An 18612-nucleotide genomic window follows, 5' to 3' on the forward strand; every position below is an offset into this window, starting at 1 on the left:
GTGTTAAACAGACGGGCATTCTACTCTTTTACAAGTCCGCGTCCAAATATACTGGCCGACGTTTAAACATCTGACGATACCAATAATCGCTGCGATCCTGCCGCCAACGTGTTAACTGCCAACCAGAGCCGACACTCTGCCAACGCACTTGGCCATTCGCCGCCGTATCAAGCCAGGTGATACCGGCGTTTTGATAAGCCAATTTCACCTCTAGTGACGGAAGCTGCCATGGGTTGAGAAGCCCGGTTGACGCCACGCCCCAAACCGGATCAACGGCGCGAATAAACGCGGAGGAAGACGAAGACGCACTACCATGGTGGGGCACCAAAATGATGTCACTATCAAGTGCCTTTTTGTCGGTCAGAGACGCCAACAAATCAGCCTCCCCACTGGCTTCTATATCGCCAGTGAGCAACACGCTACGCCCATCGCCAGACACTCGGATCACACAGGAATCATCATTATCAGCACGCCGCTTTTGTGCCGGAGGCCAGAGTACCGAAAAGGTGAGTCCTTGCCAGCGCCAACGCTCGCCGGCCACACAGGCTTGATACCCAACCCGACGCTCACTGGCGCGGCGCCACTGTGGTGAATAGGTCTCAGACATAAACGTCGCGCCACCATCGTGATCACTGTCGCCATGACTGAGAATGAGGCCATCTAACTGCTTGATTTGCCGATGTGTCAGAATCGGCGCGATAACCGCCTGAGCAATGCCACCCACCTGCCAGCGGTTGCCAGTGTCATAGAGCACCGCGCGGTTATTCTTACTGATCAATACCGCCAACCCATGCCCGACGTCCAACACATCAATTTGCCAGTTGACCGGTTTGGGATCTCGCCAAGCTACCACGGCTGCGACAAGGACCAGCATCACCGCCTTTAAACGATGCCAATGCCACCCGTAGAGTCCCCAAGCGAGCACCATCGCCGATATTGCCCAGCCTGCCGAAGCGACTGGGGCGGGTAACCAGGTGTCCGCCGCCTGATCGGCCAGTGCCATCACCGGTTGAAGGCTGGCATTTGCCCCATCCCACACCAAATCTGCGACACGGGAAAGTGATAAACTCTCACTCAGCAGGCCGACAAAGACCAGCGGTACGGTCACCATACCCACCCAAGGCACCGCCACGAGGTTAATGGTCGTGGCAGCGGCGCTGATCCCTGCAAATAACCCTAGCTGCAAAGGAAGCATTCCTACCAATAGAATCAATTGTATGCCGATAAGCTGCTTGATAGGACGAAGCCAAGGCCGTGTTTGTTTTCGACCCTCGGTGGTGTGAGCAAGCGTGTAATGCGCCATGCATAAGGCCCCCACGGCGGCAAACGAGAGCCAAAAACTCATTGAGAAACCGGCGAAAGGGTCGCGGAGCAATACCAATAATAAGGTCAACTGCAACAGATTTAGCGGCGAAATCCGCGCTCCCAAGCGCTTACTGATCGAGACCAACATCAAGGCAATGAGCGCGCGTTGAGTGGGCAGTGCAAACCCGGCTAATGCCGCATAGAGCGACGCCACCCCAACTGCAACGTACAAAGGCAACCATAAAAACAGGCGTCGTTCTGGGAGAAAGACGCGCGCCCAACGGCCGATTTGCCAACCTATTCCGTAGGCCAAACCAATATGCAACCCTGAAATAGCCATCAAATGCGCCAAACCACTGTGCGTCAGCGTGTCCCAGTGCGCTGGGGTTAACCACCCTCGCTCGCCAAGGCTCAATGCCAATAAATGCGGCCCATAGGACAGTGTTGATAAAGCGGGACTAAGCGTATCGAGTAGTTGTTGACGCCAACTCACTTGCTCAGTCAATTGCGTTGCTTCTTTTAGCCGAGCTTTGGCATGTACTCGCCGTGCAACATAATATTTTTCAGCATCAAAACCTGCCTCGTTTAATCGCCCATAAGGCGGCTTAAACGTTACCACCAATTGCCAGCGCTCGCCTTGCTTAGGATACGGGGGAGATTGCCAATAAACGCGCACTCTGGCTGAGCGAAAAGGCGGCAATCTTGTCTGATTAATTTTATCAACGTCAAAAATAATCGCTTGCGCCCCTTTTTTTGCGCTGAAAAGGGTGCCCACTGTCCCACTGATTGTAGTATCCTCTTGGTGTGAAATGACGTGGATCACGTCGGCTTGATACAAGTTTGCGGATAATACAGCCCAAGTGAGCCCTAACGCGCTTCCAGCAAGCCACCACCAACGTCTTTTCCACCCAACAAAGAAGACGATCACTGTCATGATGCAGACCCAAATTGGCGGTAACATTGGCCACCAAGGTAGCGACAGCACAGCCAGTGCGGCAATCAATGTAAAGGTCAGCGTCATTGCGTAATTTCCAGGTAATGTAAACAGGTATGCCTAAGAAGTTTTTCCAACGCTACATGCCCAAGCGCGAAACATTGCGCGACAATAAGGCACTCAGGGTGTTTGGTAGCCTGTTGCATGATCCCAACTTATGGTGCCTTAACCGCCGGTCGGCCTCCGGTGCCTTTGCTGTCGGCCTGTTTATGGCATTTGTCCCCCTACCAAGCCAAATGATCATGGCTGCCGGCCTAGCGATTTTGTTTGGGGTCAACCTGCCGCTCGCCGTTGCGCTAGTATGGGTAAGCAACCCCATCACCATGCCTGTGCTTTTTTATCTTGCTTATAAGCTCGGCACCTGGATGATGAACAGTCCCCCATACCCGTTCCACTTTGAACTATCGTGGCATTACTTGGCGGAGCAAATGAGCCACATCGGCCCACCGTTCTTATTAGGCTGCGCCACCAGCGGACTGGTGATGGCTGTCATCGGCTATTTCACCGTACGTGGCATCTGGCGCTATTCTGTGGTCAGAAGCTGGGAAAAACGTAAGTTACGCTTGCCTAAGAAAATTAAAGAAGTGTTGCCTAACCCAAACAAGCCCTCTTAAATCGTCCTGATTTAATCTACGTGAGGCATCAAACGCGTCCAAACGCCGTCAGGCAGAAGTGCGATTCAGGCGTCAGCGCCGCGTATACACATGATATTCCCTGCAGGGTTCAACGAGGCAGATCAAAAAGAGCCCATTGTCGGGCTCTTGGTTTTTATAAAATAAAGCGTATCAGTGACCAAAGCATACCAAGCGATATGGCCACTATTTAGCACTCAACACCGCGGCAGGCTCAAGCTGACAGGCTCTTCGGGCTGGATACCAAGCGGCAAGCAAACTAAGCAGTATGGCCGTGGTACTCACCAGTATGACATCGGCGGCATGCAGCTCACTGGGTAAGAAATTAATAAAGTACACATCCCCTGATAAAAAGCGATGCCCGAGCCACTGTTCGACCTGAGACAATATCGCCGTGAGGTGAGTGGCGAGGGTAACCCCCAATAGACTGCCCAACACACTGCCTAAGGCACCAGAAAAGAGCCCATACCAAATAAAGATGCGGCGGATCAGTCGATCGTCCGCCCCCATGGTGCGCAAAATAGCAATGTCAGCGGCACGGTCTTTTACCGACATCATCAAGGTTGAAACCACATTAAAACAGGCCACGCCGATCACTAACACCATCACCAAATACATGATGGTTCGCACCAACTGAATATCCCGATATAAATAACCGAACTCACTCGTCCAGTCTTTCAGATACACATAGGTGGTTAGCGTTTGCCCGACTTCATGCACAATCTGACGGGCCTGCAACACCGGAGACACCTTTAGAGACACACCGGTCACTGACTGTCCTATTTGCATAATAGTTTGCGCGTCCTGAAGTCGCATCAGAGCCAATGAATGGTCGATTTGTCCACCGAGACGCAACAGTCCAGCCACTTGCATTCTCACTCGCTTCGGGGCGCGCAATGCAAGTTGGCTATCCGTCGCGGGAACCATGACCGTTAACCAATCTCCTTGACTGACGCCCAACTTCGCCGCCACGCCTTGTCCCAACACAATCTGCGACTGCCCAGCTGGCAAGCTCTCCCAGCTACCTTCAATATAATCACCAATGCGACTCACGGTTTGCTCATCATCCGGATCGACAGCGCGAATTTGTGCAGGTTGCAGCGCAGAGCCATGCTCCATCAACACCGTCATCTCAACATAGGGAGCCGCAGCCTTGACATTGGGATGCTGCTCAGTCTGATGTTTGACCTGTTGCCAGTTATCGATAGGGCCATTGACACCAAACACTTGTGCATGCGGCACCACAGACAGCACACGTTGATTCAGTTCGCGCTCAAAGCCGTTCATCGTAGACAGACCCACAATGATCACCATCACCCCCACCGCAATCCCGATCACTGACGATAAGGAAATAAAAGAGACCAAGCGATTGCGTTGTCTGGCGCGACTAAAACGACGACCGATGGCCAACGATAAAGGCTTCATGCTCCCTCCTGCCCCAGCAGTTGACCATCTTGCATGGTCAGTTGACGATCCAATTTTGCTGCCAGCTCACCGTCATGGGTCACCACTAAAAAGGCCGTGCCATGCTGGGCATTTAACTGGCGCATCAAATCGTAGATTTCGAGCGCAGTGGTATGATCCAAGTTGCCGGTCGGCTCATCGGCCAGTACCAACTTGGGTTCATTGACTAATGCACGTGCAATGGCCACACGCTGCCGTTCGCCACCTGATAGCTCTGCCGGGCGATGGCTGAGCCGGTGTCCGACCCCTACCGCGTTGAGCATGGCCGTCGCACGTTCAGACGCGGCGCTGTGGCTCATTTTGTTGATCAAAAGCGGCATCATCACATTTTCCAGCGCGGTGAAATCGGCGAGCAAATGGTGAAATTGATAAACAAACCCAAGCGTTTGATTGCGCAGCTTTGCTTGCTGCTTGGCCGTCATCGCATTGACCGCCTCACCCTCAATCCACACGTCACCTTCCGAGGGCAAATCGAGCGTCCCCAAGGTGTGTAATAATGTACTTTTCCCTGAGCCAGAGGAGCCCACTATCGCCACCAGCTCTCCCGGGGCAATGGTCAAGGAAACATCGTTTAACACGCAGGTCGGCTGTCCGCCCTCTTGATACGTTTTACTGACGCGGTGACAGGACAACAAAGATTTACTCATAACGCAGTGCCTCAGCAGGGTGAACAGATGCCGCTTTAAACGCAGGAAATAGCGTGGCTAGCACACTTAGCACGACCGCTAAGCCTAATACCATCGCCACATGAAAAGGATTAATAACCACAGGTAACGCTAGGCCGTTACCCAGCAGACTCACACCAAAAATAGACATGATTTCATTGATGTATGCCGATAGGAGCACACCGAGCACGCCACCTACCGCGGCGCCCAGCACACCACTCAAACTGCCCTGGGCAATAAAGACAGCAACAATGTCTTTATCTTGCATCCCAAGAGTTTTTAAAATCGCGACCTCAGATTGTTTCTCCATGACCACCATGATCAGCGCGGAAATAATGTTAAACGCGGCGACAATCACAATCAGGCTGAGCATCAAGCTCATCATGTTCTTTTCCATTTTTACCGCTTGAAACAGCTCGCCGCGCCAAACACGCCAATCCGTCCACGTATCGGGATCGGCGTTTGCCTTTAATTGGGTAATGGCAAATGGATCATCTAAAAACAGGCGTAAATCGTTGGCTTGAGACGGTGACACCCCACTGAGTCTCGCCACATCGTCGATGTTAGCCAGCATTAATTGCCCGTCGACATCCGTCCCTGTGTGAAAGATACCCGCCACCGTAAATAAGCGCTGTGCGGGGATCCGACCTATCGGTGTAAAACGACTGGCACTGGTTACCATCACGCGGACAGCATCCCCGACGCGAAGTTGTAACTCAGTGGCCATGCTACGCCCAATGATCACTTGATAGCGCCCGGCTGCCAGTGCCGACAGTTCACCTTGCAATAGGTGGGAAGCCAAGGGCTCATGTGCACTGGGGTCGATGCCCTCTAACAAGCCGGCGCTTAAGCCTTTGCGGCTTTGAATCACGGCATCCGTGGTTTGTATCGGCGCCGTATCAATCACGTGAGGCCAACGCTCAATCGCGGTTTGATCTGGGTTTGCTTGCCCGTTGGCAATAATCGCGTGAGGCAACACGCCGAGAATTCGGCCTTTCAGCTGAGCTTCAAAGCCATTCATCACCGACGAGACGGTGATCAACGCCATCACGCCAATGGCAATGCCCGCCGTCGACATCGAGGAGACGAAGCGTCCAAAACGGTCGGCTGAGCGGCCGCGTAAGTATCGCAAGCCAATAAACACCGACAAGGGTTGAAACATAGCGCACCTAGCTTATTGTTTTGATTCGCTGCAAGCATACCTGTCCAATGGGGGGACGCCAAGCCGACCTTGTACGAAAGGCACCATTGTCACCCCAATTAACGCCTCACCGCCCCCAGAAACTGCGACTGATCTTTACCTCTTGCCAAGGGTGCGTGATAATCATTAATACAACTGCAATCTAAGGCACAGTGATGAGCCAAGACGAATATTTTTCTGTGCGAGCGGCGATTCGCATTAATGTTGAGCCTCTTGCTGACAATCAAGCCCAGCCAGATGCGCAGGCTTTTACCGCCGAAATCCCGGCACCTTTTCGCCTGGCGAGTCAATGCGGCCAGCTCGATAGCGACGTAGAAAAAGATCTTAAAGCGATCGATCCGGAGGATGCCTCTGCGTTATTCCGGGTGCTGCAGGCGCAAAACGAAAAAATGACACTGATGATGGGCTATATGCTCAGCCACGAAGATCAGCCCGACCATCGCTTTGTGACACACGCCTTTGGGGCGAGCAGTTTTTCTTATCATAGTCATTCGCCGCTTAAAAAAGGCGTGCACGCGCGCGTGAAGTTGTTTCTCGATTATCCGCCGACGGCCATCTATTGCTACGGCGTCGTGACGAGATGCGAGCCTCACAACGACAGCGATCAAGAAAACCCTGACTATGTGATCCAAATTCAGTACACGCGTTTATTGGAAGAAGACCGCGACACGCTCATTCGTGCGGCGCTGCATCATCAGCAAAAACTACTAAAAAAGCGTGCACGAAACCGAAAACAATCAAGCAGTTAAACTCATGACCCAACAACCGCTCTATGCTTTTACCCTGCCCTCAGGGCCAGGCGACGTCAAACATCTTGGCAATTTATCAGGGGCTGCGTTACCGCTAGCCATTGCGACGCTCACCCAGCAACACGCCGGTCCGGTGTTCCTTTTGGTGCCCGACAACCAGACTGCGGTGCGTTTGCAGCCCGCCATTCGTCAATTTACCCAGGGTAACTGCGACCTCCTGCCTGATTGGGAAACCCTGCCTTACGACAGTTTTTCTCCCCATCAGGATATTATTTCCGCGCGTTTGTCTTGCCTGTATCAGCTTCCTCATCAACAAGACGGGGTACTCATTGCGCCCGCGAGCACCGCATTACAGCGCGTGACGCCGCGACATTTTCTCCATCAACATGCCTTAATGGTGAAAAAAGGCGATATCTTATCGCTTGAGAAGTTGCGTGATCAGCTGACAGACGCCGGCTACCGCCACGTTGACCAAGTGATGGAGCATGGCGAGTTTGCGAGCAGAGGCTCGATTCTCGACTTGTTCCCAATGGGCAGTGACGAACCTTACCGGATCGATTTTTTCGATGATGAAGTCGATACCATTCGCCAATTTGATCCAGAAAACCAACGCTCCACGGGTGAGCTAGAACAGATCCAGCTATTACCCGCGCATGAATTCCCCACCGATGACGCGGCAGTGGAATATTTCCGAGGCCGTTTTCGCGAGCATTTTGAGGCGCGCCGAGAGCCAGAATCTATTTACCAACAAGTGAGTAAAAAAACCTGGCCGGCTGGGATTGAATACTGGCTGCCACTGTTTTTTGAACACACCGAAACCTTGTTCGATTACTTACCGAACAACACCTTGGTTTTATCGGTCGGGGATATTGACAGTGCGATTGACCATTTCCAAGCCGACGTGGCAACCCGCTATGATCAACGACGTGTCGACCCGCTTCGCCCACTGTTACCCCCCGAGGCGTTGTGGCTCAGTAAAGAGCGCTTACACACCACCTTAAAGCAGTACCCTCGCTTAAAGCTAGAAAGTGACAGCGTCACAGAAAAAGCGGGGCGAGAAAACCTCGACATTGCGCCGCTGCCAACGTTGACGGTCAATCACCAAGCCAAGGAGCCCCTCGCGGCGCTACGCCAATTTAGTGAGCAATTTAGCGGCACCTTGGTTTTCTCGGTCGAATCGGAAGGACGACGCGAGGCTCTGCTGGATCTTCTCGCCCAAGCCAAAATTCGTCCCATGGTGGCCGACGGCTTGCAAGAAGCTTTGTCGCAACCCGGTCGATTTGGCTTAATCATCGGCCCGGTAGACCAAGGCTTTATTGATAACACCCGACAATTTGCCCTGATTTGTGAAAGCGACATGTTTGGTGAGCGCGCGGTGCAGCAGCGCCGGCGCGATAAACGCAAGCAAAGTGTCAGCAGCGATGCGGTGATCAGAAGCTTGGCGGAGCTAAAACCCGGCCAGCCTGTTGTCCATCTCGAGCATGGTATTGGTCGCTACCAAGGCTTACAAACTCTGGAAGCGGGCGGGCTCAAAACAGAGTACATGACGCTCGAATACCAGCAAGGCGCCAAGTTATATGTTCCGGTTGGCGCCTTACACCTGATTAGTCGCTATTCTGGCGGCGCAGAAGATGCCGCTCCCGTGCATAAGCTTGGCGGAGAAGCCTGGGAGAAAGCACGCCGCCGCGCCGCAGAGAAAGTGCGTGATGTCGCCGCTGAGCTACTCGATGTGTATGCCAAACGAGAGACCAAGCCTGGCTTTGCGTTTAGCCATGACAAAGACGCGTATCGCGCTTTCCGGGCGACTTTCCCGTTTGAAGAAACCAGTGATCAATCACAAGCGATCAACGCGGTGCTTTCGGATATGTGTCGCCCCATTGCCATGGATCGCTTGGTATGTGGCGATGTCGGCTTTGGTAAAACCGAAGTGGCCATGCGTGCCGCCTTCTTAGCGGTCAATAACAGCAAGCAAGTTGCCGTGTTAGTCCCCACCACCTTGCTGGCGCAACAGCATTTCGAGAATTTCCGCGACCGCTTTGCTAACCTTCCCGTCCGGGTGGAGGTGTTGTCACGCTTTAAGTCTGCAAAAGAGCAAAAAGCAATTTTGGCCGATTGTGAAGCGGGTAAGGTCGATATTCTGATTGGCACCCATAAGTTACTGCAATCGGATGTGAAGCTACGCGACCTCGGTTTATTGATTGTTGATGAGGAGCACCGTTTTGGGGTTCGCCAGAAAGAGAAAATTAAGGCGATGCGAGCCAACGTAGATATTCTCACATTAACCGCCACGCCGATCCCCAGAACACTGAATATGGCGATGAGCGGCATGCGCGATCTCTCGATTATCGCCACCCCACCGTCACGCCGCCTCGCGGTAAAAACCTTTGTCCGTGAACGCGAAGATACCCTAATTAAAGAGTCATTGCTGCGTGAGATTATGCGCGGTGGCCAGGTATACTTTTTACACAATGATATCGAGACCATAGAAAAAACGGCGAATGAAATCAGTGAAATGATCCCAGAAGCACGCGTGACCGTGGCCCATGGTCAAATGCGCGAGCGTGAGCTAGAAAAGATCATGAGCGATTTCTACCATCAACGATACAACGTGTTGGTATGTACTACCATTATCGAAACCGGTATCGATATTCCCTCAGCCAACACCATTATCATTGATCGCGCCGATCACTTTGGCCTCGCACAGCTCCACCAGCTGCGTGGTCGTGTTGGTCGTTCGCACCATCAAGCCTATGCGTATCTGCTGACCCCCCATCCAAAACGGATGACCAAAGATGCGGTGAAACGACTGGACGCCATTGCCTCGCTCGAAGACCTTGGCGCTGGCTTTACCCTCGCGACCCAAGATCTAGAAATACGCGGCGCCGGTGAGCTACTCGGTGACGAGCAAAGTGGTCAAATCCAATCGGTCGGTTTCACCCTGTACATGGATATGCTTGAGCAGGCCGTCGAGGCACTAAAAGAAGGTAAAGAGCCGAGCTTAGATGTATTGCTGAATGAACAAACAGACATTGAGCTGCGTTTGCCTGCGCTGTTACCGGATGATTATATTCCCGATATCAATATGCGTTTATCGATGTATAAACGCATTGCCAGCGCTAAGTCCAACGATGATATTAATGAGCTGCAAGTTGAGCTGATAGACCGCTTTGGCCTGCTGCCTGACGCCACCAAAAACCTCCTTCATATCCAGCAGCTCAAGATACGCGCCGCGGCATTAGGAGTGAAAAAGATCGAAGCCAGTGATCGTGGCGGCATGGTCGAGTTTCATGAGGACGCGCAAATTGATCCCGGATTCTTGGTCGGGCTGTTACAATCGCGGCCAGACAAGTATAAATTTGACGGGCCAACCAAAATTAAGTTTATCGAAAGTCTCACCGATCGACGGGAGCGGATGAACTTTATTGATGAGCTGTTGACTCAATTTGCAAGTCACCAACTGGTCGCATAATGGCTTGCCAAAGAAAACGGAGTAACCTGTGAAAAATCATTCATGTCACCCACCAGGCTGGCTAGCACGCTATACCAAGCAGAGCCTTTGGGCGTTGCTACTGATCTCACTTAGCCAACCGGTTTTAGCTAAGCGACTTTATGATGTCGAATTGATTGTGTTTAAGCGCAACCAAGACCCTGCTAGCGTGGAGGAAAGCTGGCCAGCACAAACCGATATGGGATCGGTACGTCGTGCAACGCCAGTGACGAACAACAGCGCACTACAAAATGCAGGACTGACCCCACTACCTCGTAGCCAATGGCAGCTGACAAATGCCTACAACAAACTGTCTAACCATGCGGGCTTTACGCCCATGGTGCATGTTGCATGGCGTCAAGATGACAGTGGCCGCGCTGCCCTGCCTTTGCTGCGTGTCAGTGCCGGAAAAGACTATCGCGACCGTTTTAATCCAGACGGTACGCCGGTGACAGCGCAAGCCACCCCGTCAAGCAATACAGCGTCAGATAGCGAACAAGCGTGGGATGAGCAGGCGCTTGAAACCGCGCCCCCTCGCCAGCCCCTCTATGAGCTAGATGGCACACTGCGCGTCTACGTCCAGCATTACTTGTTCGTCGAGGCCGACATGGTGCTACGAGAGCCAAGCGAGCGGCGCGCACTGGTGGAAGACGTGGTCAATATGCCACTGCAAACCACAGATGCGCAGCAAGGGGCCTCATCAAACACGAATAACGTGCAAGTCGCGGGCCTAGAAAAGGTAAAGAAGCAGTACCACATCGAGCGCTTTTTGCAGCCCTATGCATTCACGCACAAACGACGGATGCGCAGTGGCGAAACCCATTATTTGGATAACCCCATGATGGGAATGATTATTCAAGTACGCAAAGTGCAGGAGCAATAAGTCCCCGATTGCCGGTGCGACTTATAAGCCTTAAAACAAGAAAGCCGGTGTCACCACACCGGCTTTTTACTAAACAAACTTAGGCACTCAATCAGCATGCCGATGCCTACCCATGAGCCCCATTTATGATGGCGTTTTACTCTGTGAACGAGATGAGTTGGGCTTACCACCACGTGGTTTGTCGGTATGGCGACGATTTTTCCCTACCGGCTTGTGGCCACGTGCATTGTCACCAGAGCGTTGACCATCCTGACGCGGTTTATTCTTTTTCGGCTTCTTGGGCTTGATCGGACGCGTGTCGAGTTTAGACTCTGGCACTGGATTCGCCACCGGAAAGTCCGCCAAGCTATGGCGCGGGAGCACCTGTTTAATCAAGCGTTCAATGGCAAACAAATCTTTGGCTTCATCAGCGCACACCAAAGACACGGCATTGCCTACCGCCCCCGCGCGACCGGTGCGACCAATACGGTGAACATAATCTTCCGCCACATGAGGTAAATCGAAGTTCACCACTTGTGGCAATTGGGCAATATCAATACCACGCGCTGCGATATCCGTTGCCACCAACACTCTCACGTCACCGGTTTTGAATTGTTCAAGTGCTTTGGTGCGCGCGCCTTGGCTCTTGTTACCATGAATGGCGGCGGCACTTACGCCGTACTCATCCAGATAACGCGACAAGCGGTTGGCGCCGTGCTTGGTTTTGCTAAACACCAGCACCTGTTGCCAGTTATTGTCAGCAATCAAAGAAAGCAGCACCGCGGGCTTTTTCTTTTTATCAACCGGATAAATGCACTGCTCCACCCCTGTCGCGGTTTGGTTCGCAGGGCTCACCGAGATCTCAACCGGATTATTCACCAGCTCTTTCGCTAGCTGGCGGATGTCAGCCGAGAAAGTGGCAGAGAACAGCAAGTTTTGACGCTTGGCTGGCAACAGTCCCAAGATCTTACGAATATCACGAATAAACCCCATGTCTAGCATGCGATCAGCTTCATCCAGCACCAGCACTTCCAGCTGAGAAAAACGCACCGCATTTTGCTGATACAGATCCAATAAACGCCCTGGCGTCGCCACCAGCACATCAGCGCCTTTGCGAAGCTTCATCATCTGCGGGTTTATCTTTACCCCGCCAAATACCACCATAGAGCTCAGCGATGTATGCTGGCTGTACTGCTCAACATTTTTATGCACTTGGGCGGCAAGCTCACGGGTTGGGGTCAAAATCAGGGTGCGCACGTGGTTAGGGCGCGCGCGTTTACCTGCTTGTAAACGCTCTAAAATAGGCAAAGTAAAGCCTGCGGTTTTGCCCGTCCCGGTTTGCGCGGCCGCCATCACGTCTTGCCCTTCAATCACCGCTGGAATCGCTTTTTCCTGAATCGGTGAGGGTGTGGTATAGCCTTGTTCTTCTACGGCTTTTAATAGTGGTGCAGATAGTCCTAAAGAGGAGAAACTCATCAATTGATCTCAATAAATTAAAAATGTCGTCACAGGCCGCATGGCCCATCACTTAGGGTCATGAATATCAATATCGTGGTATGAGAAAAACTCGGCGTCAGGAGGGTTGCTCTAGAAGTGATATCAATAATCTTGATTGCGGGGCTATTGTGACGCCTTTCATGTCAGGCGGCAACCTCTATTGGAAGCTCGTGGCAAGAAAAAGACCGAGGCATGCCCCGGTCTTATCGTTTAATGTCGCGGTGCCTGATTCAGGCGCAACGTTTAGTGCAACTTTAGACTCGGACGCAACACGCGGTTAATCCGCCCAACCAGCATCATCAAACCGGTTTTGACATAACCGTGTAACGCAATTTGGTGCATCCGGTATAGGGAGATATAAACCATGCGAGCAATCCGGCCCTCAATCATCATCGAGCCTTTGGTCAGGTTACCCATCAAGCTACCCACGGTAGAAAAGCGGCTGAGTGAGACTAACGAACCGTGGTCTTTAAACACATACGGCTTCAGTTCACGCCCATTCAATTTCGCCACAATGTTACTAAAACAGCGACTGGCCATCTGATGCGCAGATTGTGCACGCGGCGGTACTTTGCTGCCGTCTTCTTGCGTGCACGCCGCACAGTCACCGATCACAAAGATATCGTCATCACGGGTAGTCTGCAGGGTATTTTTCACTTCTAACTGATTGATACGGTTTGTTTCTAACCCGGCGATCTCTTTCAAAAAGTCAGGCGCTTTAATGCCAGCGGCCCACACCATAATATCAGCATGAATGCGCTCGCCTTCTTTGGTTTCTAGCCCTTCTTCATCGGCCTTGGTGACAAAGGTATTGGTTTTCACCTTCACACCTAACTTTAATAATTCTTGATGTGCGGCACTAGAAATGCGTGGCGGCAATGCGGGTAATATCCGCTCACCAGCTTCAACCAAGGTCACGTTCAGTTTCGAGTTATCTAAATCACGGAAGCCATAGTTCCGCAGTTCTTTAATCGCGTTGTGTAGTTCGGCAGACAGCTCCACCCCGGTGGCACCGGCCCCGACAATGGCGATATCAACACTGCCTTGGCCGTGTTTGGCGTGCAATCGCATGAATTCGTTGTTCATCTCACGACGGAAACGATGCGCCTGCTTAGGGTTATCGAGAAAAATGCAATTGTCCCGTACCCCTGGCGTATTGAAATCATTCGACGTTGAGCCAATCGCCATCACCAAGATGTCGTAATCCAACTCACGCTCAGGCATCAACAGTTCGTTGTTTTCATCATACATGGGCGCTAGCGTGATCACTTTCTGGTCACGATCAATGTCCCACAGCGTGCCCATTTGAAAGTCAAAACCATGGTTTTTAGCATGCGCACGGTAACTAAGCGCATCGACGCCTTCGTCCATCGACCCTGTCGCGACTTCGTGTAACAACGGCTTCCAAAGGTGGCTGCTATTTTTGTCCACCAAGGTAATCTCTGCTCGGCGCTTGCGGCCTAACGTGCGGCCCAGCTTGGTTGCAAGCTCAAGCCCGCCTGCACCGCCACCGACAACGATAATTTTGGTCACTTCTACATCCTTACCTAACTAAAAAAATACACGCTAGCCGCCCATCGGCGACTGGCTAAAACTGGCACTCATTGGCATTTTGTCAGTAACTAACAACATCTGTTGCGTATTCTGCGTTCTTTTTTTATTGGGTTGTTCGTCAACGCAAGGCTCTATTTTGCCGTAAAACGACAATTACTTCGAGCCTTGTCTGCGCTTAATTAATGGATTACATGTAAGAAAATTACACCAAATGCTCGCAACACTGTGGTTACGAGCATGGCATTAGGCCGATTGTTTAAACTCGGCAATGGCTTGTAGGTGGGCGGAGAGGTTTTTAAATTTGTGGCTTTGTTTTTCATCCCAACGTACGGGATAAAACGGAGACAGCAGATGGTAGCTACGTTGACTGTCTAACACGTCATCTTCTCGCGACAAAATAACCAACGCGCGCTGCTGATTACGTTGGCGAAAATCGGTAACGCATTTCGTGGCGATATCTTCATACTCTTCCGGACGGTCGATTTTGCCCTGCATGTTTTCATAAGGATGCAGATTGGGGTTAATGATCACCTGCTTAATGCCACACAGAAAGCCAATGCGCTCAGACCAATAAGCACCAAGCCCCACGCCGCAAATCAAAGGGGCTGGATCACTGCTTGCTTCAATTTGCGTCTGAACTTGTTTCAGCAGGTGTTGCATATCGTGCTTGGGGTGCATGGTGCTGTAGTTGATGGTGCGCACATCGTCATCAACAAATTGAAGCTGCAGCACCTTTTCATGGTTGCCTGGGCTCGTGGCATCGAAACCGTGAAGATATATGATCATGTAAAGCCATCCTTGGTTGTCGCAAAGCTGTGACCCTTATCAATAGCATAGCCCTCCGGACAGAAAAATGAGCAAGATCACCCTAGAAATAATCAGGGTATTTGACCCGCCACGATGTCACACCTCGTCCCGATAATAAGATAACACGACCCGCTCCAGCAGACATTGCGCTAGGCAAGGCTCAACGGCTCATGTCACTAAGGCGCGTTTGCCACTCACTAAGGCTTTCCACTAAGCGGTTGCGTTGTCCGTCATCCAGGCTGCGATCCAGGCGCAGCAGCCAATCAAGCCGCCGAGAACGATAGATTGCCATTTCGGTTTCCGTACCTGGCCCGGCTCGCCACGCCACCACATCATTCACCCATTGCGACAACGCCGCTTCGGTATCAATCGATTGTCTGTTATTGATAATGTTGAACAGGCGGCTGACTACCCGCTCACGTACTTGACGGAATGTCGGCATCGCCGCTTGTTGGTATTGCGCCATTTCGGTGAAGAGCGGCTGCTGATGGCGGTCGGTATCACCCACCCACTCTTCGGTATCTTCTTCCAAGTCATCCCGCTGATAGGCAAATTGCTCGTCCTCAGAACGCTTAGCGCGGCGCTGGGTGGCTTGTTCAATTTCCTCTTCCATCCACTGCGTCAGTGCTTTGGCTTGCTCATTGTCAAAACTATCAAGTAAACGTGCGGTGGCGGGCACAAAAGCCTGTAACGTCGCGCGAATTCTCTCTTTCACCGCGTCTTGATGCGCGCGTAATTGCGCCATGGTTTGCCGTTCGGTACTTTGTGTGGCGATCAGTCCTAAGCGCTCAGCAATCGCCGGTAATTCGTGTGTGCGGTGCCATTGTTGAATCTTGTCGAGGTCGGCTTTGACTTGGCGGGACTGCTCGGGGCGCAAATTGACAATATCGTCAATGTAGTAATGAATCCAAAACGGCAAGGTGTTATAGGCCAGCTCTGTGGTACAACCTACCAGCAAAAGCAAACAGCCAACTAGCCACCCTGTTCGACAACCTTGTTTGACCATCCCTTCCTCCGTGTTCAATTAGCCTCGCCTTTGTGCCGCCAGCTGTTCAAAAAGCTGATTAGCCGCCTCTTTATAGGCCGGTAGCCGATACAAGTTCGCACCTACCTCATACCAGCATAGCGCCAAATAGTCGGCAAACGGCAACCACGCCAACACACGCCTGCGCACCGCCTCCGTCGCTTTTATCTGTTGCTGCGCACAGTAGGTTTCAATCACCGCATCAGGCTGAAGGGCATTGGCACGACAAAACAGCGCAATATCAAGGTGCGCATCGGCCGTACGTGCATATTCCCAATCAAGCACAACCGCCTCTCGAGTCGGCGTTATCACGATGTTGTAAGCCCCCAGATCCATGTGGCATACCACGCGCTTCTCTCCCTCCGCGGCAGGTCGCTGCGCGTTTACCCACCCTTTCACCTCTTCGAGTTGCTGCTTACAGGTTAACGAAAGCTGCCGCTCGTAATGCTGGCATTGTGCATCCACCGAGGCGGTTTCAATTTCAACCGGTAATTGGTGTATACGAGCCAACAGGTCGATTAAGATCGCTGTGTGATCATCGTTACATTGATCAAGCGGCTGACCTGGCACCCAGGGCACCAGTAAGCCTTCGTCCAACAACGCAACCGGCTGACGTGCCAAACCATGATTGGCAACCAAGGATTGTGCGCTTGCTTCGCGTGAGCGATCGATATCAAACGCCCTGACTGCTTCGCTATTGGGACGCCATACAGCCAGCCCACCTTGCGAGTCCGTCAAACGCAAGCATCGGTTGGTCAAGCCTGCTTCCAGTGGCTCAACCGCCGTAATCTGGGTAGGTTGCGCGTAATATCGGCTTAGCTCGGTGTTAAGCTTGGCCTCTAACGCTGGTGCCCAATCATTCACTGACAAACGATTCAACCCCTTGCCACGCGATAACACCAGAGTGTAAGTCCATCAGCTGTAAACGCAGTCGATGCGGACTGCCGCCAATGATTTTGCCACTTAGCTGATACTCTGCGCCCAGCATGCGGCCATACTGAACAATGGTAGAGGGATCCACCAATGCTTGATTTTGCGCGAGCCCAAGGGATTGACGCACCGCTTTTACTCTCGCCTCTGGTACTGGCGTGATGCGGCCAGCGCTAACGAGCCCCGCTTCAAGCTGCTCGGAATAGCGCTGTGTCGGAAAGTAGGTGTTACTGAGGTTTTGAATCGGCTGCACCAAGGTCACCGGCGAGGATTGCAACGGCTGACTATCGAGCAGTGCACGTACTGCTGCGCGCATCGCTAGCTCAACGCTCCGATGTGGCTGACGAGATGCTGGCATGGGAGATGGGTTATCTGTGCCTGACGGTTGATAGACAGGTTGGGTGCGCGGCGCACAACCCACCAAGCCGAGCAGAAAAATGGCCACCACGAGCTTGATTAGCTGTGGACGCTGATGTCCCAGCCAACCTGGAGACGAAAAAGCAGAGCAAACAAGTGCCATTGTGTTGTTTCCTAGATTGTAAACGTGAGTCTGCGGGTGTATTGGGGCTTGAGCAGCCCCTAGTGGACAATCACCATACGGTATTGCGTCGCGCTTGCAGAAGGGACCTGAGTGTCAATATGCTTTGAGGCTTCTGCTGGCAAGGTAATACGTTGCCAATCAGTCGGTGAAGCCTCAACTTGTAACCCTTGTTTGTCGTACCAGTAGAAACGGTATCGCATCCACTGTGAATGCTGGCTACGGTTAATAAGCGTTAGACAGGTTTGTTGCGTGGTCTCAGATGCAGCACACGCGCGGCGCTTAACATCCAGTGCCTGTGCAAGCGCACTGTCTGAAAAAACGACAGATTGCCTAGGCGTGATGGTCAGAGACTGCGACTCGGTAGCGCACCCAGTCAACACGCTCAGGGTTGCCAATAGACACAGCCATTTCTTCATACCCTTCCTCTCTTCACACTTGATACTTATCGCGACTAGCCGACCACCATCGGCCCCAACGCCCGGCCACCCACTAGATGCATGTGAATGTGGTAAACCTCTTGCCCACCATGCTGATTACAATTCATGATCAAGCGGTAACCGTCTTCGGCGATCCCTTCGTCAGCGGCTAATTTTTTCGCCACCGTAATCATACGTCCCAGCGCAAGCTCATCATCGGTATCCACATCGTTAGTGGTCGGAATCAACTTATTGGGCACGACTAAGATATGCACAGGGGCACGCGGGTTGATATCGCGAAAGGCGGTCACGAGTTCATCCTGATACAAAACATCCGCAGGGATTTCTTTACGAATGATTTTGCTAAAAATTGTTTCTTCCGCCATGGTTCACTCCCTTTTATTGTTGTTTACCGCGCCAAGTATGCGGCAGCCCTACTTGAAGGGCAATATGCTGACAATGCTAATGTACAACAATTGCGTCA

General features: G+C 52.1%; 16 protein-coding genes. 4 read left to right on the plus strand and 12 right to left on the minus strand.

Annotated features, from left to right (window positions below):
* Positions 1-28: 28 nt before the first annotated feature.
* Complete coding sequence (locus tag EHW58_RS06360) at positions 29-2326, minus strand: DNA internalization-related competence protein ComEC/Rec2 (protein ID WP_152795457.1); 2298 nt, start codon at positions 2324-2326, stop codon at positions 29-31.
* A 29-nt stretch (positions 2327-2355) separates the two neighbouring features.
* Here EHW58_RS06360 and EHW58_RS06365 point away from each other — a divergent pair, with 29 nt between their 5' ends.
* Complete coding sequence (locus EHW58_RS06365; protein WP_046073140.1) at positions 2356-2913, plus strand: DUF2062 domain-containing protein; 558 nt, start codon at positions 2356-2358, stop codon at positions 2911-2913.
* Positions 2914-3117: 204 nt separating this feature from the next.
* On the opposite strand, the gene lolE is transcribed toward EHW58_RS06365, so the two are convergent.
* Genes lolE through EHW58_RS06380 form a run of 3 tightly spaced genes read right to left on the minus strand, consistent with a single transcriptional unit; the run spans position 3118 to position 6222 of the window.
* Positions 3118-4356, minus strand: coding sequence for a lipoprotein-releasing ABC transporter permease subunit LolE (lolE, locus tag EHW58_RS06370; RefSeq protein ID WP_152795459.1), 1239 nt, complete (start codon positions 4354-4356; stop codon positions 3118-3120).
* The gene (gene lolD / locus EHW58_RS06375) at positions 4353-5042 is read right to left on the minus strand and encodes a lipoprotein-releasing ABC transporter ATP-binding protein LolD (RefSeq protein WP_046073138.1); all 690 of its coding nucleotides are present in this window, start codon (positions 5040-5042) and stop codon (positions 4353-4355) included. The genes lolE and lolD overlap by 4 nt, the downstream gene beginning before the upstream one ends.
* Entirely contained in the window at positions 5035-6222 is a 1188-nt protein-coding gene (locus tag EHW58_RS06380) for a lipoprotein-releasing ABC transporter permease subunit (protein ID WP_152795461.1), read from the minus strand. Before EHW58_RS06380 ends, lolD begins: the two co-directional genes overlap by 8 nt.
* Positions 6223-6416: 194 nt before the next feature.
* On the opposite strand from EHW58_RS06380, the gene EHW58_RS06385 reads away from it, so the two are divergent.
* Genes EHW58_RS06385 through EHW58_RS06395 form a run of 3 tightly spaced genes read left to right on the plus strand, consistent with a single transcriptional unit; the run spans position 6417 to position 11380 of the window.
* Positions 6417-7010, plus strand: coding sequence for a PilZ domain-containing protein (locus EHW58_RS06385; protein WP_152795463.1), 594 nt, complete (start codon positions 6417-6419; stop codon positions 7008-7010).
* A gap of 4 nt (positions 7011-7014) precedes the next feature.
* Positions 7015-10479 (plus strand): transcription-repair coupling factor, encoded by a 3465-nt coding sequence (mfd, locus tag EHW58_RS06390; RefSeq protein WP_046073135.1) that lies wholly within the window; start codon positions 7015-7017, stop codon positions 10477-10479.
* Positions 10480-10507: 28 nt separating this feature from the next.
* Positions 10508-11380 (plus strand): peptidoglycan binding protein CsiV, encoded by an 873-nt coding sequence (locus EHW58_RS06395; RefSeq protein WP_370517834.1) that lies wholly within the window; start codon positions 10508-10510, stop codon positions 11378-11380.
* Between the two features lie 123 nt (positions 11381-11503).
* Here EHW58_RS06395 and EHW58_RS06400 read toward each other — a convergent pair whose 3' ends face one another.
* From EHW58_RS06400 to hinT, 8 genes are all read right to left on the minus strand, one after another.
* Entirely contained in the window at positions 11504-12835 is a 1332-nt protein-coding gene (locus EHW58_RS06400) for a DEAD/DEAH box helicase (RefSeq protein ID WP_152795465.1), read from the minus strand.
* A gap of 264 nt (positions 12836-13099) precedes the next feature.
* The gene (locus EHW58_RS06405) at positions 13100-14389 is read right to left on the minus strand and encodes an NAD(P)/FAD-dependent oxidoreductase (protein WP_046073129.1); all 1290 of its coding nucleotides are present in this window, start codon (positions 14387-14389) and stop codon (positions 13100-13102) included.
* A 264-nt stretch (positions 14390-14653) separates the two neighbouring features.
* Positions 14654-15196 (minus strand): alpha/beta hydrolase YcfP, encoded by a 543-nt coding sequence (ycfP, locus tag EHW58_RS06410; protein ID WP_046073128.1) that lies wholly within the window; start codon positions 15194-15196, stop codon positions 14654-14656.
* Between the two features lie 181 nt (positions 15197-15377).
* Positions 15378-16241 (minus strand): DUF6279 family lipoprotein, encoded by an 864-nt coding sequence (locus EHW58_RS06415; protein WP_152795467.1) that lies wholly within the window; start codon positions 16239-16241, stop codon positions 15378-15380.
* Complete coding sequence (locus EHW58_RS06420) at positions 16242-17105, minus strand: phosphotransferase (RefSeq protein ID WP_370517134.1); 864 nt, start codon at positions 17103-17105, stop codon at positions 16242-16244. It abuts the gene before it with no gap.
* On the minus strand, positions 17098-17691 hold the full coding sequence (locus EHW58_RS06425) for a hypothetical protein (RefSeq protein WP_152795471.1): 594 nt from the start codon (positions 17689-17691) through the stop codon (positions 17098-17100). The genes EHW58_RS06420 and EHW58_RS06425 overlap by 8 nt, the downstream gene beginning before the upstream one ends.
* A 59-nt stretch (positions 17692-17750) precedes the next feature.
* On the minus strand, positions 17751-18128 hold the full coding sequence (locus EHW58_RS06430) for a YcfL family protein (protein WP_152795473.1): 378 nt from the start codon (positions 18126-18128) through the stop codon (positions 17751-17753).
* Between the two features lie 35 nt (positions 18129-18163).
* Complete coding sequence (gene hinT / locus EHW58_RS06435) at positions 18164-18514, minus strand: purine nucleoside phosphoramidase (protein WP_046073123.1); 351 nt, start codon at positions 18512-18514, stop codon at positions 18164-18166.
* Between the last annotated feature and the right edge of the window lie 98 nt (positions 18515-18612).

It is taken from the genome of Salinivibrio sp. VYel1 (assembly GCF_009377945.1).
Classification (GTDB): domain Bacteria; phylum Pseudomonadota; class Gammaproteobacteria; order Enterobacterales; family Vibrionaceae; genus Salinivibrio; species Salinivibrio siamensis.

What these genes read in the sequence shown, in the direction of transcription:
- EHW58_RS06425 (WP_152795471.1), bottom strand. Translation starts at nt 17,691, where the DNA reads ATGGCACTTGTTTGCTCTGCTTTTTCGTCTCCAGGTTGGCTGGGACAT.
- lolD (WP_046073138.1), bottom strand. Translation starts at nt 5,042, where the DNA reads ATGAGTAAATCTTTGTTGTCCTGTCACCGCGTCAGTAAAACGTATCAA.
- EHW58_RS06430 (WP_152795473.1), bottom strand. Translation starts at nt 18,128, where the DNA reads ATGAAGAAATGGCTGTGTCTATTGGCAACCCTGAGCGTGTTGACTGGG.
- hinT (WP_046073123.1), bottom strand. Translation starts at nt 18,514, where the DNA reads ATGGCGGAAGAAACAATTTTTAGCAAAATCATTCGTAAAGAAATCCCT.
- ycfP (WP_046073128.1), bottom strand. Translation starts at nt 15,196, where the DNA reads ATGATCATATATCTTCACGGTTTCGATGCCACGAGCCCAGGCAACCAT.
- EHW58_RS06385 (WP_152795463.1), top strand. Translation starts at nt 6,417, where the DNA reads ATGAGCCAAGACGAATATTTTTCTGTGCGAGCGGCGATTCGCATTAAT.
- mfd (WP_046073135.1), top strand. Translation starts at nt 7,015, where the DNA reads ATGACCCAACAACCGCTCTATGCTTTTACCCTGCCCTCAGGGCCAGGC.
- EHW58_RS06360 (WP_152795457.1), bottom strand. Translation starts at nt 2,326, where the DNA reads ATGACGCTGACCTTTACATTGATTGCCGCACTGGCTGTGCTGTCGCTA.
- EHW58_RS06400 (WP_152795465.1), bottom strand. Translation starts at nt 12,835, where the DNA reads ATGAGTTTCTCCTCTTTAGGACTATCTGCACCACTATTAAAAGCCGTA.
- EHW58_RS06380 (WP_152795461.1), bottom strand. Translation starts at nt 6,222, where the DNA reads ATGTTTCAACCCTTGTCGGTGTTTATTGGCTTGCGATACTTACGCGGC.
- EHW58_RS06365 (WP_046073140.1), top strand. Translation starts at nt 2,356, where the DNA reads ATGCCTAAGAAGTTTTTCCAACGCTACATGCCCAAGCGCGAAACATTG.
- lolE (WP_152795459.1), bottom strand. Translation starts at nt 4,356, where the DNA reads ATGAAGCCTTTATCGTTGGCCATCGGTCGTCGTTTTAGTCGCGCCAGA.